We start from the raw sequence: 22,665 nt of genomic DNA, 5'->3' as shown, positions 1-22,665 counted from the left end.
CGGAAAATCCGGCCCCGGCCCTCCCGGGGCCGCGTACCGCTCACCCTCACCTCACCCGCCGCCCCCGCAGCCCCGGCCCCCGCGCCGCCGCCCGCCGCCCCGACATCACCCCAGGTCAAACCAGGTACAACCGTCGCGTCGGCCCCGATTGTCAGTCCCTCCCGTTACCGTTTTCGATGTGTCCGCGCCACTCACCGACCCCGAGCAGCTCAAAGAACTCCTCGGCATCCCGTTCACCCCGGAGCAGACGGCCTGCATCACCGCGCCGCCCGCCCCGCAGGTCATCGTGGCCGGAGCCGGATCCGGCAAGACCACCGTCATGGCCGCCCGCGTCGTCTGGCTCGTCGGCACCGGACAGGTCGCCCCCGAGCAGGTCCTCGGCCTCACCTTCACCAACAAAGCCGCAGGCGAGCTGAGGGAACGCGTCCGCACCGCCCTCCACGCCGCCGGCGTCACCACCCCCGCCGACGACCCCGCCGCCCCCGACGCACACCCCGGCGAACCCCACATCTCCACCTACCACGCCTTCGCCGGCACCCTCCTCAAGGACCACGGCCTGCGCATCGGCATCGAGCCCGGCGCCCAGCTCCTCGCCGACGCCACCCGCTTCCAGCTCGCCGCCCGCGTCCTGCGCACCGCCCAGGGCCCCTTCCCCGCCCTCACCACCTCCCTCCCCACCCTCGTCGACGACCTCCTCGCCCTCGACGCCGAGCTGGCCGAGCACCTCGTTTCCCCCGACCACCTCCAGCGGTACGACACCGAGCTGCTCACCACCCTCGAAAACCGCCCGCTGACCAATGCCGACCTGCGGAAAGTCCCCGAGACCGCCCGCGCCCGCCGCGAACTGACCACCCTCGTCGCCGCCTACCGCGACGCCAAACGCCGCCGCGACCTCCTCGACTTCGGCGACCAGATCGCCCTCTCCGCCACCCTCGCCACCACCCGCCCCGAGGTCGGCGCCCTCCTCCGCGACACCTTCCGCGTCGTCCTCCTCGACGAATACCAGGACACCTCCGTCGCCCAGCGCCTCCTCCTCTCCGGACTCTTCGGCGCCGGCACCCGCCCCGACGGCACCCCGGGCCCCGGCACCGGCCACGCCGTCACCGCCGTCGGCGACCCCTGCCAGGCCATCTACGGCTGGCGCGGCGCCTCCGTCGCCAACCTCGACGACTTCCCCGAGCACTTCCCGTTCCCCGACGGCACCCCGGCCCACCGCCACGCCCTCAGCGAGAACCGCCGCAGCGGCGGCCGCCTCCTCGACCTCGCCAACACCCTCGCCGCCCCCCTCCGCGCCCGCCACACCGGCGTCGAAGCCCTCCGCCCCGCCCCCGGCGCCGAACACGACGGCACCGTCCGCTGCGCCCTGCTGCCCACCCACGCCGAAGAACTGACCTGGCTCGCCGACCACCTCGCCCACCTGGTCCGCACCGGCACCCCGCCCGGCGAGATCGCCGTCCTGTGCCGCACCGCCACCGACTTCGCCCGCATCCAGGGCGAGCTGGTCGACCGCGACCTCCCCGTCGAGGTCGTCGGCCTCTCCGGACTCCTCCACCTCCCCGAGATCGCCGACCTCGTCGCCGTCTGCGAAGTCCTCCAGGACCCCACCGCCAACGCCGCCCTCGTCCGTCTCCTCATCGGCCCCCGCTGGCGCATCGGCCCCCGCGACCTCGCCCTCCTCGGCCGCCGCGCCCGCACCCTCGTCCAGCACACCGGTCCCGCCGACGACCCCGCCCGGCGCCTCGCCGAAGCCGTCGAAGGCACCGACCCGGCCGAAACGCTCTCCCTCGCCGACGCCCTCGACACCTTCCTCGAAGCCGACGGCCCCGACGACGGCCTCCCCTTCTCACCCGAGGCCCGCAGACGCTTCGCCTACCTCGCCACCGAACTCCGCGACCTGCGCCGCTCCACCGGCGACCCCCTCATGGACGTCCTCCACCGCGTCCTCGCCACCACCGGCCTCGACGTCGAACTGGCCGCCTCCCCGCACGCCCTCGCCGCCCGCCGCCGCGAAACCCTCACCACCTTCCTCGACACCGCCGCCGGATTCGCCGCCAAACAGGGCGGCGCCGCCCTCGACGGCGACGCCACCCTCGCCGCCTTCCTCGGCTTCCTCCGCACCGCCGCCCGCCACGAGAAGGGCCTCGACACCTCCCTGCCCGGCGGCGACAACACCATCAAGATCCTCACCGCCCACAAGTCCAAGGGCCTCGAATGGGACGTCGTCGCCGTCCCCGGGCTCGTCGCCAAGCAGTTCCCCAGCGAACAGCCCCGCGACTCCTGGACCACCCGCCCCAAGGTCCTCCCGCACACCCTGCGCGGCGACGCCGCCACCCTCCCCGACGTCGACACCTTCGACGCCCGCGGCCTCAAGGCGTTCAAGGAGGCGATGAAGGACCACCAGGCCACCGAGGAACTCCGCCTCGGCTACGTCACCTTCACCCGCCCCCGCTCCCTCCTCCTCGGCTCCGGCCACTGGTGGGGCCCCCAGCAGAAGCGCCCCCGCGGCCCCTCCGCCTTCCTCGAAGCCCTCCGCACCCATTGCGAGGCCGGCCACGGCGAGATCGAGGTCTGGGCCGACCCACCCGAGGACGACGCCGAGAACCCCACCCTCACCGACGACGCCACCACCCACGACTGGCCCCTCCCCCTCGACCCCACCACCACCGCCCACCGCCGCGCCGCCGCCGCCACGGTCCGCGCCCACCTCGCCCGCCTGCCCGGAGGACCGGACACCCGAGACGCGCGGGCACCGGAAGCACCGGGGCCTGACACTCCCGGCCACAGCGCGATGCCCGAGGGGGACCACTCCAGGGCCGTGTCCGCCGCCGATAGCCCGCCCGAGAGGCCGTACGCGACGCCCGGTACGTACGCGACGCCCGGTCTCCACGGCGCGCCTGGCCTCCACGCCGAGCCCGGTCTCCCCGGCGCGCACGGCCCCCGCGCGACGGCCGACCCGTCCGCCGGGCCCGGCCCCCACGCCGAGTCCGGCCACCACGCCACGACCGCCCCGTACGGCACGCCGGACCCTTACGGGGAGCCCGAGCCCTACGGGGACCTTGATCCGTTCGGCTACGGGGACCCTGATCCGTTCGACGCACCCGATCCGTACGAGGAGCTTGCCCCGTACGAGGAAGCCGCTCCGTATGAGCAGCCCGTCCCGGACGGGGAGTCCGCTCCCTGCGGCAGCACCGCCCCGTACGGAGCCGCGCCCGCCCGCCCCGGCGGCACGAACGACCCCGCCGACGGTACGGACGGCGCCGCCCACAGCCCCGCACGCCTCCCCGGCGACCCCACCACGGGCCGCCCCCACACCGACGACACCGACCTCTTCGCCGGTGAACCGAACCTCCTCCCGGCCCCCGCCCCGCACCACCCGGCGGTCCCCGGCCCCCGCCACCCCGACACCGCTGCCGCGGCCGACGCCACCTCGGACCCCGGCGCACCCCCCGGCCCCGACCACGACGTCACCGGCCACCCCGGCACGGCCCCTGACAACAGCGGCCACGGCCCCGCCGGCACCGGAACCGACCACGCGGCCGCCGGCCTCAGCGGCGCCGCGCCCGTTCCCGCCTCCGGGGCCGACCACGAGGGCACCGTCCACAGCGGCCACAAGAACACCGCTCCTACCGTGACCACCCCCGCCCCCACCGCCCCGGACGCCCCCCTCCTCCCCGAAGAGCGCCGCACCCTCGCCTCCTGGGACCGCGACCTCGACGCCCTCACCGCCGAACTCCGCCGCGCCCGCGCCACCGTCCGCGACGTCCCTCTCCCGCACGCCCTCAGCGCCACCCAGCTGATGCAGCTCGCCGCCGACCCCGACACCTTCGCCCGTGACCTCGCCCGCCCCATGCCCCGCCCGCCGCAGCCCGCAGCCCGCCGCGGCACCCGCTTCCACGCCTGGGTCGCCTCCCGCCACGAAGAACTCCCCCTCCCCCTCCACGACCCCGACGACCTCCCCGGCGCCGACCCCGGAGCCCACCCCGACATCGCCGACGAGAACGACCTCGAAGCCCTCAAGGAAGCCTTCGCCCGCACCCCCTACGCCCACCGCACCCCGTACCGCGTCGAAACCCCGTTCCGTATGACCCTCGTCGGACGCGTCATCAGCGGCCGCATCGACGCCGTCTACCGCACCCCCGGCCCCGACGGCACCGACCACTTCGACCTCATCGACTGGAAAACCGGCCACACCCAGGACGCCGACCCCCTCCAGCTCGCCATCTACCGCCTCGCCTGGGCCGAACGCCACCACCTGCCCCCCACCGCCGTCGGCGCCGCCTTCCTCCACGTCCGCACCGGCACCCTCATCCGCCCCACCCACCTCCCCGGCCGCCCCGAACTCGAACGCATCCTCCGCGGCGAGACCGCCGACCGCCCTCACCCGGAAGGCCGATAGGCTCGGACCCATGAGCACCACCCCGGACAGCGCCGTCCACGCGTACCTCACCGCCCACCGCGAGACCTTCCTCACCGACCTCGCCGACTGGCTGCGCATCCCCTCCGTGTCGGCCGACCCCGACCGCGCCCCCGACGTACGCCGCAGCGCCGAATGGCTCGCCGCCCAGCTCACCGCCACCGGCTTCCCCACCGCCGAGATCTGGGAGACCGACGGCCACCCCGCCGTCTACGCCCACTGGCCCAGCGACGACCCCGACGCCCCCACCGTCCTCGTCTACGGCCACCACGACGTACAGCCCGCCGCCCGCGAGGACGGCTGGCACACCGACCCCTTCGAACCGCACACCGCCGACGGCAAGCTCTACGCCCGCGGCGCCGCCGACGACAAGGGTCAGGTCTTCTTCCACACCCTCGGCGTCCGCGCCCACCTCGCCGCCACCGGCCGCACCACCCCCGCCGTCCACCTCAAACTCCTCATCGAAGGAGAAGAGGAATCCGGCTCCCCGCACTTCCCGGACCTCATCGCCCGCCACGCCGACCGCCTGGCCTGCGACGCCGTGATCGTCTCCGACACCGGCATGTGGTCCAAGGACACCCCCACCGTCTGCACCGGCATGCGCGGCCTCACCGACTGCCAGATCGACCTGTACGGCCCCGACCAGGACATCCACTCCGGCTCCTTCGGCGGCGCCGTCCCCAACCCCGCCACCGAAGCCGCCCGCCTGGCCGCCGCCCTCCACGACACCGACCGCCGCGTCACCATCCCCGGCTTCTACGACGGCGTCATCCCCCTCACCGACCAGGAACGCGCCCTCCTCGCCGAACTCCCCTTCGACGAAGCCGCCTGGCTGCGCACCGCCCACTCCCACGCCACCCTCGGCGAGGCGGACCACACCACCCTCGAACGCATCTGGGCCCGCCCCACCGCCGAAGTCAACGGCATCTCCGGCGGCTACCAGGGCCCCGGCGGCAAAACCATCGTCCCCGCCACCGCCCAGCTGAAGCTCTCCTTCCGCCTCGTCGCCGGCCAGGACACCGACGCCGTCCAGCAGTCCGTACGCGACTGGGTCGCCGCCCGCCTCCCCGACGGCATCCGCCACACCCTCACCTTCTGGGGCGCCACCCGCCCCTGCCTCACCCCGCTCGACCACCCCGCACTGCAATCCGTCGTCCGCGCCATGGGCCGCGCCTTCGACCAGAAGATCCGCTTCACCCGCGAAGGCGGCTCCGGACCCGCCGCCGACCTCCAGGACGTCCTCGGCGCACCCGTCCTCTTCCTCGGCATCTCCATCCCCTCCGACGGCTGGCACGCCCCCAACGAAAAGGTGGAACTCGACCTCCTCCTCAAGGGCGCCGAAACCACCGCCCACCTCTGGGGCGACCTCGCGGAGAACTGGCACACCACCTGACCCCCCGTACGCACACCGCCCGCGCCCCGCACGCAGCAACCACCCACGCCACAGGGGAAGTTGGAGACCGCAGTGACCACCTGGACCGACCACAGCGCTGACCGGCCGATCACCTTCAGCGCACCGAGCGGCATCGACCGCGCCGCGCACCACCGCCTCGACGAGGCCTGGCTCGCGGCCGCCTGGAGCCACCCCTCCACCCGCGTCTTCGTGGTCTCCGGCGGCCAGGCCCTCATCGACGACACCCCCGACGGCCGCACCGAACTGATCATGACGCCCTCCTTCGAGGCGCCGCTGACCGAAGCCCACCGCTACTACCTCGGCACCGACGACGACGGCATCAGCTACTTCGCCCTCCAGAAGGACTCCCTTCCCGGCCGCCTCGACCAGTCCGCCCGCGCCGCCGGACTCCGCGAAGCCGGACTGCTCCTCTCCCCGCGCGACGCCGGACTCCTCGTCCACGCCGTCGCCCTGGAGAACTGGCAGCGCCTCCACCGCTTCTGCTCCCGCTGCGGCGAACGCACCGTCATCGCCGCCGCCGGACACATCCGCCGCTGCCCCGCCTGCGGCGCCGAGCACTACCCCCGCACCGACCCCGCCGTCATCATGCTCGTCACCGACGACCAGGACCGCGCCCTCCTCGGCCGCCAGGTCCACTGGCCCGAAGGCCGCTTCTCCACCCTCGCCGGCTTCGTCGAACCGGGCGAGTCCATCGAACAGTCCGTGGCCCGCGAGGTCTTCGAGGAAGCCGGCGTCGTCGTCGGCGACGTCGAGTACGTCGCCAGCCAGCCCTGGCCCTTCCCCTCCAGCCTCATGCTCGGCTTCATGGCCCGCGCCACCTCCTGCGACATCCAGGTCGACGGCGAGGAGATCGAGGAAGCCCGCTGGTTCTCCCGCGACGACCTCACCGCCGCCTTCGAATCCGGCGAGGTCCTGCCCCCGTACGGCATCTCCATCGCCGCCCGCCTCATCGAACTCTGGTACGGCAAGCCGCTCCCCAAGCCCTGACCGGCTGACGCGCGGCGGCGCCCCCCTCCACACCGGACGGGGACGCCGCCGCGCGCGTACCCGCGTCGGCGCCCGGCGCGCCCTCCCTCTCCCGCGCAGCCGCGTCCGGACACGACTGTGCCCTCCCCGGAAGAACCCGGGGAGGGCACAGGAACGCGGTACCTCAGCCGGCCAGCGCCTGCTTGACCTGGTTGAGACTCGGGTTCGTCATGACGACGTTCTCGCCGCCGGACGGGGGAACCACCAGCACGGTCGGCACCGTCTGGTTGCCGCCGTTCGCCTTCTCCACGAACGCCGCGGAATCGGCGTCATGCTCGATGTTGATCTCGGTGTACGCGATGCCCTCACGGTCCATCTGGCTCTTCAGCCGACGGCAGTAACCGCACCAGGTCGTGCTGTACATCGTCACAGTGCCCGCCATGCGCCCCGCGCTCCTTCGGTAAGACTCTCGCAACAGAAGCCGCCACGAGGACGGGACCTACGACCCGACCCACCCGAACCGGAACCCCGAAGCCCCGGTCGGAAGCGGCGACACCACGACAACGTGGCGGGGGGCCGGAGCATTCCCGGGGGGCGGGGAGGGGCGGGGCGTGGCTGAGGAAAGTGGGGCGGAACGAGGAGTGGCGTGGCGGGGGAGGGGCGTGGGGGAGAGGGGGGCTTCGTCGGGCCCTGGGGTTTTCCGCTTCGGTCTCCCTTCCCCCGTCCCTCCCCCCTGGGGGCCCGCCCCCACCCCACCCCTCCTCCGCCCCCACCACGATCAGCCCCACACCCCCAGCCCTCCGACCGCGCTGCGGGGCCGCCCCACGTGACCTCCTCGCCCCACGTGGCCTCCTCGTGTCTCCCCTCACTCCAGCACATTCCGGCGCGGAGCGTCGTCGGCTGTCCACAGCGGGCGGTTGCGGTCGTACCGGTGCCGGGTGCCCTGTGGACGGTTTGGGGTGTCGCCCGGCGGACCTGGCAGCATGGCGGGGTGACTGAAGCATCGGATTCTTCGCTTTTCCCGCAGGTCCCGGATTCGGCCGATGCGGTGCTCGACGGGCTCGATCCGGAGCAGCGTGAGGTGGCGACGGCGCTGCGGGGTCCGGTGTGTGTGCTGGCGGGTGCGGGCACGGGCAAGACGCGGGCGATCACGCATCGGATCGCGTACGGCGTGCGTTCGGGGGTGTGGCAGCCGGCGAGTGTGCTGGCGGTGACGTTCACGGCGCGGGCGGCGGGGGAGATGCGGGGCCGGTTGCGGCAGCTCGGTGCGGGCGGGGTGCAGGCGCGGACGTTCCATTCGGCGGCGTTGCGGCAGTTGCAGTTCTTCTGGCCGAAGGCGGTGGGCGGGGAGGTGCCGCGGTTGCTGGAGCGGAAGGTGCAGGTGGTCGCGGAGGCGGCGGCGCGGTGCCGGGTGCGGTTGGACCGCGCGGAGCTGCGGGAGGTCACGGGGGAGATCGAGTGGTCGAAGGTGACGCAGACGGTGCCGGCGGACTATCCGGCGGCGTTGGTGAAGGCGGGCCGTGCGGCGCCTCGTGACGCGGCCGAGGTCGGGCAGATCTACGCGATGTACGAGCAGCTCAAGCGGGAGCGCGGCGTCATCGATTTCGAGGACGTGTTGTTGCTGACGGTGGGGGTGCTGCAGGACCGGCACGACATCGCGGAGCAGGTCAGGGCGCAGTATCAGCATTTCGTCGTCGACGAGTACCAGGACGTCAGCCCATTGCAGCAGCGTCTTCTGGAGCTGTGGCTGGGGGAGCGGGATTCACTGTGCGTGGTGGGTGATCCGGGGCAGACGATCTACAGTTTCACCGGCGCGACCCCCGATCACCTGCTGAATTTCCGCACCCGCCATCCGGGCGCGACGCTGGTGAAGTTGGTGCGGGATTACCGTTCGACGCCGCAGGTGGTGCACCTTGCGAACGGTGTGCTGGCACAGGCGACCGGCCGGGCGGCGGAGCACCGCCTGGAGTTGGTCTCGCAGCGCGCGCCGGGCCCGGAGCCGGTGTTCGTCGAGTACGCCGATGAGCCGGCGGAGGCGGAGGGCGTGGCCCGGCGTGTCGGGGAACTGATCGCGTCGGGGGTGTCGGCGGGTGAGATAGCGGTGCTGTTCCGCATCAACGCCCAGTCCGAGGTGTACGAGCAGGCGCTGGCGGACGCGGGCGTGCCGTATCTGCTGCGGGGCGCGGAGCGGTTCTTCGAGCGCCCGGAGGTCCGGGAGGCGGGGGTCGCGCTGCGCAGCGCCGCGCGTTTCGGGGGGAACGATGCGCTGCTGGACGACGCGGTGGACGTCCCGTCGCAGGTCCGGGCGGTGCTGAGCACGAAGGGCTGGACGAGTCGGCCGCCGGAGGGTTCGGGGGCGGTGCGGGATCGCTGGGAGTCGTTGGCGGCGTTGATGCGGTTGGCGGAGGACTTCGCGAGGGCCCGTCCGGAGGCGTCGCTCGCGGATCTGGTGGCCGAGCTGGACGAGCGGGCGCGGGCGCAGCACGCGCCGACGGTCGAGGGTGTGACGCTGGCCTCGCTGCATGCCGCGAAGGGCTTGGAGTGGGACGCGGTGTTCCTGGTGGGGCTGACCGAGGGCATGGTGCCGATCTCCCATGCGACGTCCGACGCGGAGGTGGAGGAGGAGCGGCGCCTGCTGTACGTGGGGGTGACGCGGGCGCGGGAGCATCTGGGCTTGTCGTGGTCGTTGGCGCGTTCGCCGGGGGGTCGGGCGTCCCGGCGCCCCAGCCGGTTCCTGAACGGTCTGCGGCCCGGTGGCGGCGGTACGCCCCGCCGCGCGGCCGGCGTGGCCGTGGGCGGTGTCGAACGGGGCGCGGGCGGCCTGTCGGGCGGCTTCCGTCGCCGGGACCGCAAGCCCGCCCGGTGCCGGGTGTGCGGCCGGACCCTGACGGACGCGGGCGAGATGAAGCTGATGCGTTGCGAGGACTGCCCGTCGGAGCTGGACGAGGGGCTGTACGAGCGGTTGCGCGACTGGCGTGCGGAGCAGGCGGCACGGCTGTCGCAGCCGACGTACTGCGTGTTCACCGACAAGACATTGATGGCGATCGCGGAGGCGGTGCCGGATTCGGCGGGGGAGCTGGCGCAGATCTCCGGTGTGGGGCGGCGGAAGCTGGACCGTTTCGGGGCCGAGGTGCTGGCTCTGTGCGCAGGTCAGGAGCTTGACGCCGGTGCTGCGGACGGCCTTGCGGGGGGCACCGGCGCGGACGGCGGGGAGTCCGCGGAAAACTCGTCGGAAAAATAGTTTGCGCACGCGGACGGCATCCCCATAGCCTTCGGAAGCACGGTGATGACGGGCTTCCGGGTCCGGAAACTTCCGTGTTGTACTTGAACATGTTTGGAACGGGATTCCCGGTCCACCGAGACGCCGAGAGGAGGCGAGACCAGTGATCAGCTTTATCGAGATGAACAAAATGACCGATCGTTCGGTCGTCGCCCCCTGCGCTCTCGGCTCCTCGCTCCTGGGCACCGGTATGTCCGGCTTCGGCCGCCTCTCCGGTGTCGAGGTCAAGCGTCCCGAGTCCCTCCTGTCCCTCGTGGCGGAGGAGCGCAGTGCGCGACCGGCGCAGGCACCTGCGGTAGCGGCAGTGGCGGCAGTGGCGAATGCCTCTGTCCCCGCGGCAGCCAATGGTGCCGGATCCCAGCAGCAGTACCGCCAGCATGAAACGTGGGCCTACCGCGGCCTTGAACCCTGGAGAGATCCAGCCTGATCGGCATGATCAGGTCGGCGCCTTCCAGGGCCGCGGAACCCCCACCGGGATCCGCGGCCCTTTTGTTTGCCCAGCGCCCGGCCACCGCCGGGCCACACAGACGAGGAACACACACCGTGCAACTGCAGACGCACACCCCGTCCGTTGCGACCGACCTGATCCCTCCGCCCGATCCTCAGGAGAACTCCTTGCTGCCCCTCACCGAGCTGGACAACGAAATCGACCGTCTCGGCGCCGCCGTGCCGTGCCGGACCTACGACCCCGAGGTCTTCTTCGCCGAATCCCCGGCGGATGTGGAGTACGCCAAGTCGCTCTGCCGTACCTGTCCGGTGCGTGAGGCGTGCCTGGCGGGTGCCAAGGACCGCCGTGAGCCGTGGGGTGTCTGGGGCGGAGAGCTGTTCGTCCAGGGCGTCGTCGTGGCGCGGAAGCGTCCGAGGGGCCGTCCGCGCAAGAACCCGGTCGCGGCATGAACACCCCCGGCACAGGAACGATCGACCGTCCCGGCACGCGGGACCCCCGGAAGCAGGACCCAGTCATGAACCCCACCGTCACCGAAATGCCCGCACCCGTGAACTCCGGTGCGATCGAGTCGCGTCAGAACAGGAACCTCGAAATGCAACTCATCCCAGAAGCCCTGGCGCGTGCCCATATGCACGAACGCCTGCAACAAGCCGAGTCCGAACGCACCGGCCACCGGCTCGCGGCCGCGCGGCGTATGCAGCGGCGCGCGGAACGCGCGTCGCTCCGCGCCCGTCGCGCTCTGGCCATGGCCGTGATGCAGTGACGCGGTAGCAGGATCACGAGAGCGGGCGCGTGCGGTCCCTCCCCGGCCGGGCGGCCGTGGCAGGGGCTCCACGGGGCCCGCTCCGTGTGCTGTGCGCCGAGGCCTGTCCTGCCGGATGGGCCCCGGGCGCGTGTCTCCGCTGCGGCGGGGCCTGCGGAGATATCGTCGTACGGTGGACCGCACGACACATGGCACGGCGCAGCAGCCGACGGCCGGGACCGACACCGAAGCCGAGGACGGCCCGGGAACGAACACGGGCAGCCGGGACGGTGCTGCTCCCGGCATCTCCTGCGCCCGCTGCGGCGCTGTTGCCGAGGGAAGCCCGCCGCTGTGGACCTGTTCGGTGGAGAACGGTGTCCGGCGCTACCACTGTGACGGCTGCGCGCGGGAGAACCTCCGTGCCATCGAAGGACGCCTGGACTCCGTCCACTGGTGACCTGCCGACGCCGTGCGGGCCGGGGTGTCCCCGGTGTCAGCCGGTGGCTCCTTCCGTGGCCACCCGGTCGTCCGGCTCCACCGCCCCCGTCTCGTCCGGTTTGTCGGCGGGGGCGTCCGGAGAGACGAAGCCCGGCAGCCAGTCGGTGAGTTCGCCGCGCAGCCGGACCGTCGCCCCCAGTTGGCACAGCACGCCGATGGTGCTCAGCGTGACCCGGTGTATCAGCAGGTAGGCGGGGGGAAGGTTGAGCTGTTTGCCCAGCTGGTGGGCAGGGGAGCGGGGGTCGCTGATGCGGGCGGCCTGACGCCGCATCCACTCCCGGGTGAAGGTGAACTCCTCGGCCTGTGCCGGTTCGATGATCGGCAGCAGATACTCCAGCACCTCCTCCGGGTCCAGTTCTACGGACTCCTTCACGAATCCTTCGTCGCACAACTGCTGATGGACCACCTCGGCCCGGCCGTCCAGCGTCATCCGCAGTGCGGTGCCGATCGTCGGGGGCAGCCCCTCGGGCAGCCGGTCCACCGTCCCGAAGTCCAGGACTCCGAGCCGCCATTCGCTCACCGGCCCGTCGTCGGCCAGCAACCGGAAGTTGCCCGGATGCGGGTCGGCGTGCAGCAGACCCGTACGTGCCGGGCCGGAGAACAGGAACCGTGCCAGCAACTGCCCCGCGCGGTCCCGCTGCTCCGGGGTGCCATAGGCGATGATCTCTGCCAGCGGTATGCCGTCCAGCCACTCCGTGACCAGGACCTGATCGCTCTGGTGGACCACGGCCGGGACCCGGACGTCCCCGTCGCCGCCGAACTCCGCGGCGTGCGCCTGCTGTGCCTCGGCCTCCAGCGCGTAGTCCAACTCCTCCGCGACCCGGTCGCGCAACTCGGTGATCAGCGGTTTGACGTCCATGCCGGGGATCAGCGGGCCCAGCAGGCGGGCGAAGCGGCTCAGTTGGGTGAGGTCCGACAGCAGCGCCTCGCCGGCGCCCGGGTACTGCACCTTGACCGCCACGGCACGGCCGTCGTGCCACACCGCCCGGTGCACCTGGCCGATGGAAGCGGCCGCCGACGGCTTGTCCTCGAACTCCTGGAACAGCTCCCGCCACTCCTCGCCCAGCCGTTCGGCGAGGACGGCGTGCACGGTGCTCGTCGGCATGGGTGGCGCCGCCTCCTGAAGCTTGGTCAGCGCCGCGCGGTACGGGCCGGCCACCTCCTCCGGCAGCGCCGATTCGAAGACGGACAGCGCCTGCCCGAACTTCATCGCCCCGCCCTTCAGCTCACCCAGCACCTTGAAAAGCTGTTCGGCGGTGCGTTGTTGCAGCTCACGGCCGACGATCTCGGCGGACCGGCCGCCGATCCGCTTGCCGAGACTCCAGGTGGCGCGGCCGGCGAACCCCAGGGGCAGCGCGGCCAGCTTGGCGGTACGGGTGACTGCCTTACGGGGAAGATCAGACATGCGCCCCTCCAACTCACACTGTCCCCGAGCGGGGTTACTCCGTCATTGTGGCGTGCTGCCGCTCCGGGACCGAGGCGGCCTCGGATGCCGCGGACCGCGCGGCACCGCACCCGCACTCCGGGTGCGGCACGATCGACGAGGTGCGCATGCCCGCACCCGGCAGCGCGAACTCCCACCGGGCGCCGGTGCACGGCGGCAGCGTCCCGTCGAGGAACGTCAACGCCTGCGCTGCGGCCTGCCCGGCGACCAGCGTGGCCAACGAGGCGTCACACGCCGGCACCGCGGAGGAGGCCCGGCCCGACCGCCACTGCGCCAGCAGCCTCGGCCACGCCGGCTCCGCCTCCGTACGCCGCAGCTCATCGCACCCGGCACACGCGGACAGGCCCGGTACCACCAGCGGACCCACCACACCCGTCCCCTCGATCACGCCCGCGTACAGATGCGGGATACCGGCCGTCAGCAGCGGCTCGGACAGCAGCGGGTCGGGGGTGTACGCGCCCAGCCCGTCCCGCGGGGTGAGGACCACCAGGGACAGGCCCGGCTCGCCCGTCTCGCTCACCGGGACCACCGGCCGAGGGACCCGCTCCCATGGCGACGCCTCGCGCACCAGCCGCCGTGCGGCCGTGGCCCGCCGCTCTCCGATCTGGTCCGCGCGGTACCCGCCGGGCAGTACGTCCCACGGCTCGACCTTCCCGCCGTCCAGCACCTCCACCCGGCCGATGCCCGACGCGGCGAGCAGCGCGGCGACGGCCGCCCCCACCCGACCGGCGCCCCGCACCCGCGCGCGGACCGCCCGCCGCGCCCCTATACGCCCCCACGCACCTGCGGTCTCCGGATACCGCGCGGACAGCGACGCCAGGTCCGGGCGGAGACGGGCACAGGCCGCGGCGTCCGCCCGGACCGCGTCGGCACCGGGACCGCCCCCGGACGCCACCTCCAGCAGCCCCGCCGCGCCCAGCCGGTCCAGCACGCCCCGCGCGCGGGCGGGCGCCAGATCCAGCGCACGGGCCTGGGCGAGCAGCTCGTCCAGGGTGCGGGTGCCGTCGATCAGATCGAGGAAGTAGCCCGTCGCGATGTCGATGGGCCCCACCACCACCGCGTGCGCGGGCGCCACTCCGTACTGCACCGTCGCCCTGTCCCGCCAACCGCGCCGCAGCGCCGGCTTGATCATCGGACGCATCGCATCCGCCCCCGTTCACCGGTCCTTCCGCGGGCCCTCCGCGGACTGAGAACACAGCATGCGCCGGCGGCCGGAAGCCCCCGCGAGTTGTCCACAGGCCGATGCCACGCGGTCATACGAATCTGGCCGCCTGTGGACAACCGGCCTGGCTCCGGGCCGGGACGGATGTCGGTGGCCGCGAGTAGCCTCGGGCGCGGCACACCCGCCACGCACCCCGTACGCCCCGGAGAAGGAGGACCCCTGCGACCCGCCGCCCCCGACCCTCGTGACTCCCGTTCCGGCGCCCCGGCGGCGCCCGGTCCCGTCGAGGTGCGGCGCAGCGCCCGGCGGCGCAGCACCGTCTCCGCCCGCCGGGAGGGCGACCGCACCGTCGTCCTGATACCGGACCGGATGTCCCGCGCCGAGGAGGAACGCTGGGTCGCCGTGATGCTGGAGCGGCTCGCCGCGAAGGACGGCAGGCGGCGCCCCGGCGACGCCGAGCTGGCCGAACGCGCCGCCGGACTGTCGGCACGGTTCCTGGACGGCGCCGCCCGCCCGGCGTCGGTGCGCTGGGTCACCAACCAGAACAGCCGCTGGGGCTCGTGCACCCCTGCCGAGGGCACCATCCGCCTCTCGCACCGCCTCCAGGGCATGCCCGAATACGTGGTCGACTACGTCCTGCTGCACGAGCTCGCCCACCTCCTCGTACCCGGCCACGGGCGGCGGTTCTGGGAACTGCTCGACGCCTATCCGCGCACCGAACGGGCCCGCGGCTACCTCGAAGGCGTCGCCGCCGCCGGCCGTCTGCCGCACCCGCCCGCAGCCTCCGGCTGACCCCGGACCCGCACCGATCACGCCCCGGCGCCCCGCACTGTCGGTGGCAGCGGATAGCCTGACCCGCAGTACCGACCCACAGCCGGAGCGGGGGACAGGCGTTACCTATGGCCAGGGAATTCCAGCGGGGCCACAAGGCCAAGATCGGTGATCTGACGGCAGGCACCGACCTGTACGTCGGCGTGCAGATCGGCGGACCGGGGCTCACCTTCGACATCAGCTGTTTCGGTCTCGACGCCGACGAACGGCTCTCCGACGACCGGTACTTCATCTTCTTCAACCAGCCCGCCTCGCCCGAGCAGGCCATCCAGCAGCTCGGCGAACAGGCCGGGGACACCCAGTCCTTCCGGGTCACGCTCGACCGCGTCCCGCCGCACATCCGGAAGCTGTCGTTCACCGCGGCTCTCGACGGCGCCGGCCAGGTCTCCCAGATCGGCCCCGGCTACCTCCGCATCGTCGCGGGCGGCGAAGAGGTCGCCCGCTACTCCTTCAACGGCTCCGAGTTCAGCACCGAGCGCGCCGTCATGCTCGGCGACTTCTACCTCAAGGACGTCTGGCGGTTCGCCGCCGTCGGCCAGGGCTTCGACGGCGGCCTGGAGGCGCTGCTGAAGAACTTCGGCGGTGAGGTCGCCGAGGAGGAGGCGGCCCCTGAGACCGCCGCGTCCGAACCCGCGCAGGCCGCGCCCGCCTTCGCCCCGCCTGCCGGGCCGGCCCCGGCCTTCGCCGCCCCCGCCGCGCCGCAGGCCCCGGCGCCCCCGCAGCCCCAGCCGGCCGCCCCGCAGCAGCCGGCCCCCGGCTTCGGCGCTCCCCAGGGCACCCCGCCCGCACCCCAGCAGCCGCAGCCCGCCGCGCCCCAGGTGCACAACGCGCCCACCATGGCCGCGCCCCTCGTCCCGCCCGGCGCCCCGATGACGCCGGCCGCCGCACCCGTACCGCCGCCCGCCGCCCCCGGTATCCCCGGAGGCCAGCACCCGGCGCCGTACGGACAGCCCGCACCCGGCCCCGACCCGTACGGGCAGACCCCCTACGGCACCCCGGGGCAGGCGCCCTACGGCGGGGCACCCGCGCCCGGCGGCCCCGGCGCGCCGCAAGGGCCGCCCGGACAGTTCCCGCCGCAGGCCCCCGCCCCGTACGGGCAGGCGCCCGGCGCGCCCCACCCCGGTCAGGCACCGGCCGTGCCGCAGGACGGCGGGCCCGGTCTCGGCGTCGTCCTGGAGAAGTACAAGGAAGCCCCCACCGGGCAGCGCTGGACGCTCCAGAACGGCAAACTGATCCGCGTCGACCTCGGTGTCGACGGCCAGGCGGTCCTCGCCCGCCAGGGCAGCATGGTGCTTTACCAGGGCAAGGTCGACTTCAACTACAAGGGCGCGGGCCTGCGCGGCCGCCTCGTCGGCAACGCCACCGGCCAGGAGATGCAGCTGATGCGCTGCACCGGCCAGGGCCAGGTCTTCTTCGCGGAGGAGGGCACCCACATCCACCCCGTGGAGCTCCAGGGCGACGCCCTGTGCGTCTCCGCGGACAGCGTCCTCGCCTTCGACGAGTCGCTCCAGCACGAGGTGCGCCGTATCGAGGGCCACGGCATACCGGGGGGCGCCCTGTTCACCCTCCAGTTCCAGGGCACCGGCACCGTCGTGATCAAGACCCACGGCACCCCCGTCGTCCTGCCCGTCACGCCCACCACCTTCGCCGACGCCAACGCCGTCGTGGCGTGGTCCGCCGCCGCGCAGGTGATCGTCTCCAGCCAGGTGAGCATGCGCCGCCACGCCTACCCCGGCCACTCCGGCGAGTCCGTGAACCTCCAGTTCCGCGGCGCGCCCGGCAACTTCATCGTCGTCCAGCCCTACGAGGTCTGAGGGAGCCCGCCATCATGACCCAGCAGCAGCTGTCGGGCTACGCCCCGACCCCGCCCGCCGCCCGCATGGAGAACCACGGCAGCGCCATGGCCAAGATCGCCATGCAGAGCGGCCACGACGTCTACGCCCGCACCGGATCGATGATCGCCTACGAGGGCTTCATCCAGTACGAGCCCAACCCGCCCGCCGTCCGTCAGATGGCCTCCCAGTGGATCACCGGCGAGGGCGCCCCGCTGATGAAGTGCAGCGGTGACGGTGTCCTCTACCTCGCCGACTACGGCGCCGACGTCGTCTGCATCCACCTCAACGGCGAGTCGCTGTCCGTCAGCGGCACCAACCTCCTCGCCCTCGACGCCCAGCTCCAGTGGGGCGTCCAACGCGTCAAGGGCATGGCCAAGTTCGCCGGTCAGGGACTGTTCAACGTCGGCATATCCGGCACCGGCTGGGTGGCCCTCACCTCCCGCGGCACCCCCATCGTCGTCGACTGCGGACGCGGCGAGGACGAGACGTACGTCGACCCCGACGCCCTCGTGGCCTGGTCGACCAACCTGAAGATGAAGGGCAAGCGCAGCTTCAAGGCGTCCTCGATGATCGGACGCGGCAGCGGCGAGGCGTACCAACTCGGCTTCTCCGGCCAGGGTTTCGTCGTCGTCCAGCCCAGCGAGGACAGCACCGACCGGCTCCGGGCCCGGGGCTGAAGGGGGACCGAGGAACATGCAGAGCCCGCTTTTCGCCCACACCGAGGCGCAGACCCAGGACCGCTACGCACTGCAGAACTCCCAGCTGCTGCGCGTCGCCCTCGAAGGACACGAGGACCTCCTCGCCCGTAAGGGCTCCATGGTCGCCTACCAGGGACTCCTCGAATTCGAGGGCGACTACCAGACCCAGGGCCAGCACCGCGCCCGCGCCGTCACCGGTGAGGGCCTGGACCTGATGCGTATCTCCGGCCAGGGGACCGTCTACCTCGCCAACCTCGCCCAGTACGTCCACATCCTCGACGTCGACCACCAGGGCCTCACCGTCGACAGCAGCTACGTCCTGGCGCTCGACTCCGGTCTCCACTGGGACGCCGTCTCCGTCGACAGCCAGTACGGCATCTCCGGCACCGGCAAGTACCAGCTCAACATCGCAGGTCAGGGCAAGGTCGTCCTCATGACCTCCGGCCAGCCGCTGATGCTGCCGGTCACCCCGGAGACCTACGTCAACGCCGACGCCGACGCGGTCGTCGCCTGGTCCGCGTCGCTGCGCGTCCAGATGCAGGCCCAGACACACTCCTCCGGCGTCTGGCGCCGCCGCGGCAACACCGGCGAGGGCTGGGAGCTGAGCTTCCTCGGTCAGGGATACGCCCTGGTCCAGCCCAGCGAACTGCTCCCGCCGCAGAACGCCGTCATCGGCTCCGGCCTCGCCGCCCAGTTCGGCATGGGCCAGCAGGGCGCCCGCGGCTACAACCAGGGCAACATCTTCACCAACTGACGGCGCGGGTCCGGGCCCGGGACGGCGAAGCCACCCGGGCCCGGATCTCCTCCGACCGCGGAGCCGCGGAGCCTGCTCTTCACGGCTGCGGAGACGGCGCTCCGGCGGCAGCCCGTACGGCGGCCGACCGGGCGCCGCCGCCGGCCGTGCGGCACCCGCCCGTACGGCGCCCCGGGCATGCCCGCTACAGCAGCGCCCGCGCGCCTTCCATCAGCCGGACCACCGAGTCGTCGGCGACCGCCGCGACCTCGTCGTAGCGGAACCACAGCAGATCCAGCGATTCGTCGCTGATCCGGGCCACCGCGCCCTCGGGCACCACCGCGGCGTACTGCACATCCAGATGCCAGGCGCACGGTGTGTGATGGCGGTCCAGCCGCACCGGGCCGCCGGGCAGCAGCTCCAGGCCCCGCGTGATGCCGGACTCCTCACGCGCCTCACGCAGCGCCGCGTCCGCCAGCGTCGCGTCCTCCGGCTCGCAGTGACCGCCCATCTGCAGCCACATCTTCAGCTTGCGGTGCAGCGTCAGCAGCACCCGCCCGCCCACCGGATCGATCACCAGCGCGCTCGCCGTCAGATGCCCCGCCCGGCAGGGCTTGCCCGTACCGTCGGGGTGCGCGGCCAGATGCTCCAGGTACGCCAGCCGCAGCTTCTCCTGGGTGGGCGACGGCGCGGACCACTCCTTGAGCGCCCGCACCGCCTCGTCGTGGAGGCTCATCGGCCGCCGTCGCCCTTCGTGTCACCCTCGCCGTCCGCGCCGGAACCGCCGTCCGCCTGCGGCTTCCGCGGCCCCTCGGTACCGCTCGCCGCATCGCCCAGCATCTTGTCCAGCTCGGAGAAGTCCATCTGCTCGTGGTGGACGAAGCCGTCCGGATCGTCGAGATCGGCGGCGGTCGGCAGCATGTCCGGGTGCGCCCACAGGGCGTCGCGGCCCTCCAGACCCCGGGCGTCCGTCAGCGACGCCCACAGCCGGGAGGCGTCCCGCAGCCGCCGCGGCCGCAGCTGGAGCCCGATCAGCGTGGAGAACGTCTGCTCCGCCGGGCCACCGGTCGCCCGCCGCCGCCGCAGCGTCTCCCGCAGCGCGTCCGCGGACGGCAGATGCGGCGCCGCGGCGGCGTGCACCACCGCGTCCACCCAGCCCTCGACCAGCGCCAACGCCGTCTCCAGCCGCGCCAGCGCGGCCTTCTGCTCCGGGGTGTCCTCCGGCTGGAACATGCCCTGCTGAAGGGCGTTCTGCAGCTCCTCGGGGTGCTGCGGGTCGATCTGGCCGACGACGTCCTCCAGCTTCGAGGTGTCGACCTTGATGCCCCGGGCGTATCCCTCCACCGCGCCGAACAGATGCGAGCGCAGCCACGGCACATGCGCGAAGAGCCGCTGGTGGGCGGCCTCCCGCAGCGCCAGATAGAGCCGCACCTCCTCCTCGGGCACGCCGAGCCCGGAGCCGAACGTCGCGATGTTCTTGGGCAGCAGCGCCGCCTTCCCGGCCGGGCCCAGCGGCAGCCCCACGTCCGTGGAGCCGACGACCTCGCCCGCCAGAACGCCCAGCGCCTGCCCGATCTGGGTGCCGAACATCGCACCGCCCATGGAGCGCATCATGCCCAGCAGCGGACCCGCCATGGCCTGCATCTCACCGGGCAGCACATCGCCCATCGCCGACCCGACCCGCTCCGCGAGCGGATTCACCAGGTCCTTCCAGACCGGCAGGGTCTCCTCGACCCACTCCGCCCGGCTCCACGCCACGACCGTCCCGGCACCCGACGGCAGCGACGTCACACCGTCCAGCCACAGGTCGGCCAGGCGGACCGCCTCCTCGACCGCGGTGCGCTCACCCGGCGAGACGGAGGCGTCCTTGCCGCCCTCCTCGGTGCCCTGCGCGACCGTCTGCCGCGCGATGTCCTTGGCCATCTCCCAGTTCACCGGCCCGCCCTCGTACGAGAGCATCTGGCCCAGCTTCTGGAAGGCGGCGCCGAGGTCGCCGGGGCTCATCTGGCCCTCCGGGCCGCCCATGCCGCCGAAGAGCGCCGCGAACGGATTGTCCGCGCCACCGCTCCCGCCGCCGAACCCGAACGGGTCCGCGGGGCCCTGGCTACCTCCCTGGCCGCCCTTCTTCTTGCCGTTGTCGCCGTCCTCCGGCTCCTCCGGCGGAAGGCCGAATCCGAATGGGGTGTCACTCACGGGTTTCCTCGGCTCGTAGGGCCGCCGGCCCCGGGCCGACGGCGGCTGCCCGACATCACCCTCCAGCCTAGACACCCCGAGAGCTTCGGGGCTCGGTGCTCCGCTGTCGGGACGCCTGCGGCAGGATGGACGCCACCTGTACGTACGCGCCGGTACGCATACGTACTGAAGACAACCGCTGGAGACGCCCGGTGAGTTCCCCAGATCCGACCGTTCGCGCAGCGCGAAACGCTGACGCCCCGACCCCGCAGACCGGGCCCGGCACCGAGGGCCCGGCCCCGCGGCCAGGCCGCCGCCCCGTCATCGCCGTCACCGGAGCCGCCACCGGCGTCGGCGCGCTGCTGACCCGCGCCCTGGCCGCATCCGACGAGGTCAAGCAGGTCATCGCCATCGACGAGCGGCGCGGTGACGTCCCCGAGGCCCACTGGCACGTCCTGGACATCCGGGACCCGGCCATCGCCGGGAAACTGCAGGGCGCCGACGTCGTCGTGCACCTCGCGCTCGACCTCGACCTGGAGTCCGACGCCGCCGCCCGTACCGCCTACAACGTCCGCGGCACCCAGACCGTCCTGACCGCCGCGGCCGCCGCCGGGGTGCACCGCGTCGTGCTCTGCACCTCCGCGATGGTCTACGGCGCGCTCCCCGACAACGACATCCCGCTGGCCGAGGACGCCGAGCTGCGGGCCACCGCCGACGCCACCGGGGTCGGCGACCTCCTGGAGATCGAACGCCTCGCCCAGCGCGCGCCCCGCGCCCACCCCGGCCTGAACTGCACCGTCGTCCGGCCCGCCGTCCTCGTCGGCGGCACCGACACCGCCCTGACCCGCTATTTCGAGTCGCCGCGCCTCCTGGTCGTCGCGGGTTCCCGCCCCGCCTGGCAGTTCTGCCACGTCGAGGACCTGGTCGGCGCCCTGGAGTACGCCGCCCTGGAGAAGGTCGAGGGCGAGCTGGCGGTCGGTTGCGACGGCTGGCTGGACCAGGAGGAGGTCGAGGAGCTGTCCGGCATCCGGCGCATGGAACTGCCGTCCTCGGTCGCCCTGGGCGCCGCGGCCCGGTTGCACCGCATCGGGCTGACCCCCTCGCCCGCCGGGGACCTCGCGTACACCATGCACCCCTGGGTGGTCAGCGGCAGCCGGCTGCACGAGGCGGGCTGGCGGCCCCGGTGGACCAACGAGGAGGTCCTCGCCGAGCTGCTGGAGGAGGTCGCCGGACGGCACACCGTCGCCGGACGCCGTCTGGGCCGCAAGGACGCCACCGCCGCCGGCGCCGCCGGTGCGACCGTCGCCCTTCTGGGCACCGCCGCGCTGGTCCGCCGCGCCCGGAAGGCCCGCCGCCGGATCTGACCGGGCCCGCCGTGTGCGGCGCCCGGGGGCCTGTGCCTGTAGGACCCTCCAAGTGCGGGCGTCCCGCGCCCGGGGGAAACGGCCATTCCCGTTCCGGGGCCCGGTGCGGCACGATGGCGGCATGTCTGGCACGCACGTCACCCCGACCCCAGGCCGTGACCACCCCGGAGAGCGGGCGGCGGCCGACCCCGTACGGCTGCTGGCGATCCGCGAGACGCCGCTCTCCGTCGACGAGGTGTTCGCGGCCGTCGGCGACGCCGCGGCGGGCGGCACCGCGCTGTTCGTCGGCACGGTCCGCTCCCACGACGGCGGCACCGACGTCGACGGGCTCGGCTACTCCGCGCACCCCACGGCCGAGGCGGAGCTGCGGCAGGTCGCCGAGAAGGTCGCCGCCGACTTCCCGGTCCGCGCGCTGGCCGCCGTCCACCGCGTCGGCGATCTGGCCGTCGGCGATCTCGCCGTCGTCGTCGCGGTCTCCTGCCCGCACCGCGCCGAGGCGTTCGCCGCGTGCCGCAGGCTGATCGACGACCTCAAGGCGACGGTGCCGATCTGGAAGCACCAGACCTTCTCGGACGGCACCGAGGAGTGGGTCGGCGCCTGAACGCACCCCGGATCACGCACCCGGCCCCGGCACACCGCCCGGACGGCCCCCGGACACGGAGCC

19 protein-coding genes are annotated in these 22,665 nt (G+C 73.2%); 14 read left to right on the top strand and 5 right to left on the bottom strand.

Annotation, left to right across the window (positions count from 1 at the left end):
* Positions 1-178 precede the first annotated feature (178 nt).
* The 3 genes from ACZ4M8_RS07540 to nudC all read left to right on the top strand — a co-directional run bounded on the left by ACZ4M8_RS07540 (position 179) and on the right by nudC (position 6,815).
* Positions 179-4,396 carry a UvrD-helicase domain-containing protein gene (locus tag ACZ4M8_RS07540; RefSeq protein WP_467604193.1) on the top strand — a complete coding sequence of 1,406 codons (4,218 nt, stop codon included), beginning with the start codon at positions 179-181 and terminating at the stop codon, positions 4,394-4,396.
* 10 nt (positions 4,397-4,406) lie between these two features.
* Positions 4,407-5,807: a dipeptidase gene (locus tag ACZ4M8_RS07535; RefSeq protein WP_467604190.1), complete on the top strand. Its 1,401-nt coding sequence runs from the start codon at positions 4,407-4,409 to the stop codon at positions 5,805-5,807.
* Between the two features lie 72 nt (positions 5,808-5,879).
* Positions 5,880-6,815 (top strand): NAD(+) diphosphatase, encoded by a 936-nt coding sequence (gene nudC / locus ACZ4M8_RS07530; RefSeq protein ID WP_467604187.1) that lies wholly within the window; start codon positions 5,880-5,882, stop codon positions 6,813-6,815.
* A 163-nt stretch (positions 6,816-6,978) separates the two neighbouring features.
* Here nudC and ACZ4M8_RS07525 read toward each other — a convergent pair whose 3' ends face one another.
* On the bottom strand, positions 6,979-7,236 hold the full coding sequence (locus ACZ4M8_RS07525; RefSeq protein ID WP_467604185.1) for a glutaredoxin family protein: 258 nt from the start codon (positions 7,234-7,236) through the stop codon (positions 6,979-6,981).
* Positions 7,237-7,785: 549 nt separating this feature from the next.
* On the opposite strand from ACZ4M8_RS07525, the gene ACZ4M8_RS07520 reads away from it, so the two are divergent.
* The 5 genes from ACZ4M8_RS07520 to ACZ4M8_RS07500 all read left to right on the top strand — a co-directional run bounded on the left by ACZ4M8_RS07520 (position 7,786) and on the right by ACZ4M8_RS07500 (position 11,721).
* Entirely contained in the window at positions 7,786-10,035 is a 2,250-nt protein-coding gene (locus tag ACZ4M8_RS07520) for an ATP-dependent DNA helicase UvrD2 (protein ID WP_467604183.1), read from the top strand.
* Between the two features lie 142 nt (positions 10,036-10,177).
* Positions 10,178-10,501 (top strand): hypothetical protein, encoded by a 324-nt coding sequence (locus tag ACZ4M8_RS07515; RefSeq protein WP_467604180.1) that lies wholly within the window; start codon positions 10,178-10,180, stop codon positions 10,499-10,501.
* Between the two features lie 116 nt (positions 10,502-10,617).
* The gene (locus ACZ4M8_RS07510; protein ID WP_030280963.1) at positions 10,618-10,971 is read left to right on the top strand and encodes a WhiB family transcriptional regulator; all 354 of its coding nucleotides are present in this window, start codon (positions 10,618-10,620) and stop codon (positions 10,969-10,971) included.
* A complete protein-coding gene (locus tag ACZ4M8_RS07505; protein ID WP_467604178.1) occupies positions 10,968-11,285 on the top strand; it encodes a hypothetical protein in 318 nt (105 codons plus the stop codon). Before ACZ4M8_RS07510 ends, ACZ4M8_RS07505 begins: the two co-directional genes overlap by 4 nt.
* 172 nt (positions 11,286-11,457) lie before the next feature.
* The gene (locus tag ACZ4M8_RS07500) at positions 11,458-11,721 is read left to right on the top strand and encodes a hypothetical protein (RefSeq protein ID WP_467605388.1); all 264 of its coding nucleotides are present in this window, start codon (positions 11,458-11,460) and stop codon (positions 11,719-11,721) included.
* A 36-nt stretch (positions 11,722-11,757) separates the two neighbouring features.
* Here ACZ4M8_RS07500 and ACZ4M8_RS07495 read toward each other — a convergent pair whose 3' ends face one another.
* Together ACZ4M8_RS07495 and ACZ4M8_RS07490 are read right to left on the bottom strand one after the other, a co-directional pair.
* A complete protein-coding gene (locus ACZ4M8_RS07495) occupies positions 11,758-13,167 on the bottom strand; it encodes an ABC1 kinase family protein (protein WP_467604175.1) in 1,410 nt (469 codons plus the stop codon).
* 34 nt (positions 13,168-13,201) lie between these two features.
* Positions 13,202-14,338, bottom strand: a complete 1,137-nt coding sequence (locus ACZ4M8_RS07490) for a ThiF family adenylyltransferase (protein ID WP_467604172.1) — start codon at positions 14,336-14,338, stop codon at positions 13,202-13,204.
* Between the two features lie 249 nt (positions 14,339-14,587).
* On the opposite strand from ACZ4M8_RS07490, the gene ACZ4M8_RS07485 reads away from it, so the two are divergent.
* The 4 genes from ACZ4M8_RS07485 (at position 14,588) to ACZ4M8_RS07470 (ending at position 18,486) form a co-directional block, all read left to right on the top strand.
* Positions 14,588-15,160 (top strand): M48 metallopeptidase family protein, encoded by a 573-nt coding sequence (locus ACZ4M8_RS07485; protein WP_467605291.1) that lies wholly within the window; start codon positions 14,588-14,590, stop codon positions 15,158-15,160.
* 107 nt (positions 15,161-15,267) lie between these two features.
* Positions 15,268-17,013 carry a TerD family protein gene (locus tag ACZ4M8_RS07480; protein WP_467604169.1) on the top strand — a complete coding sequence of 582 codons (1,746 nt, stop codon included), beginning with the start codon at positions 15,268-15,270 and terminating at the stop codon, positions 17,011-17,013.
* Between the two features lie 14 nt (positions 17,014-17,027).
* Complete coding sequence (locus ACZ4M8_RS07475) at positions 17,028-17,711, top strand: AIM24 family protein (RefSeq protein ID WP_399086148.1); 684 nt, start codon at positions 17,028-17,030, stop codon at positions 17,709-17,711.
* A 16-nt stretch (positions 17,712-17,727) separates the two neighbouring features.
* Positions 17,728-18,486, top strand: coding sequence for an AIM24 family protein (locus ACZ4M8_RS07470; protein ID WP_467604166.1), 759 nt, complete (start codon positions 17,728-17,730; stop codon positions 18,484-18,486).
* Positions 18,487-18,670: 184 nt separating this feature from the next.
* Here the strand turns inward: ACZ4M8_RS07470 and ACZ4M8_RS07465 are convergent, their stop codons facing one another.
* Together ACZ4M8_RS07465 and ACZ4M8_RS07460 are read right to left on the bottom strand one after the other, a co-directional pair.
* Entirely contained in the window at positions 18,671-19,201 is a 531-nt protein-coding gene (locus ACZ4M8_RS07465) for an NUDIX hydrolase (protein WP_467604164.1), read from the bottom strand.
* Positions 19,198-20,658: a zinc-dependent metalloprotease gene (locus ACZ4M8_RS07460; protein WP_467604161.1), complete on the bottom strand. Its 1,461-nt coding sequence runs from the start codon at positions 20,656-20,658 to the stop codon at positions 19,198-19,200. The genes ACZ4M8_RS07465 and ACZ4M8_RS07460 overlap by 4 nt, the downstream gene beginning before the upstream one ends.
* A 191-nt stretch (positions 20,659-20,849) precedes the next feature.
* Between ACZ4M8_RS07460 and ACZ4M8_RS07455 the strand changes: the two genes are divergently transcribed.
* Both ACZ4M8_RS07455 and ACZ4M8_RS07450 read left to right on the top strand, forming a co-directional pair.
* On the top strand, positions 20,850-22,001 hold the full coding sequence (locus ACZ4M8_RS07455; protein ID WP_467604158.1) for an SDR family oxidoreductase: 1,152 nt from the start codon (positions 20,850-20,852) through the stop codon (positions 21,999-22,001).
* A 121-nt stretch (positions 22,002-22,122) separates the two neighbouring features.
* Positions 22,123-22,602 carry a molybdenum cofactor biosynthesis protein MoaE gene (locus ACZ4M8_RS07450; RefSeq protein WP_467604156.1) on the top strand — a complete coding sequence of 160 codons (480 nt, stop codon included), beginning with the start codon at positions 22,123-22,125 and terminating at the stop codon, positions 22,600-22,602.
* Positions 22,603-22,665 lie beyond the last annotated feature (63 nt).

The sequence above is a fragment of the Streptomyces sp. NPDC027185 genome (genome assembly GCF_055567035.1).
The sequence above is the reverse complement of the archived record's forward strand: the minus strand, read 5'-3'. Positions and strand labels throughout refer to the sequence as shown.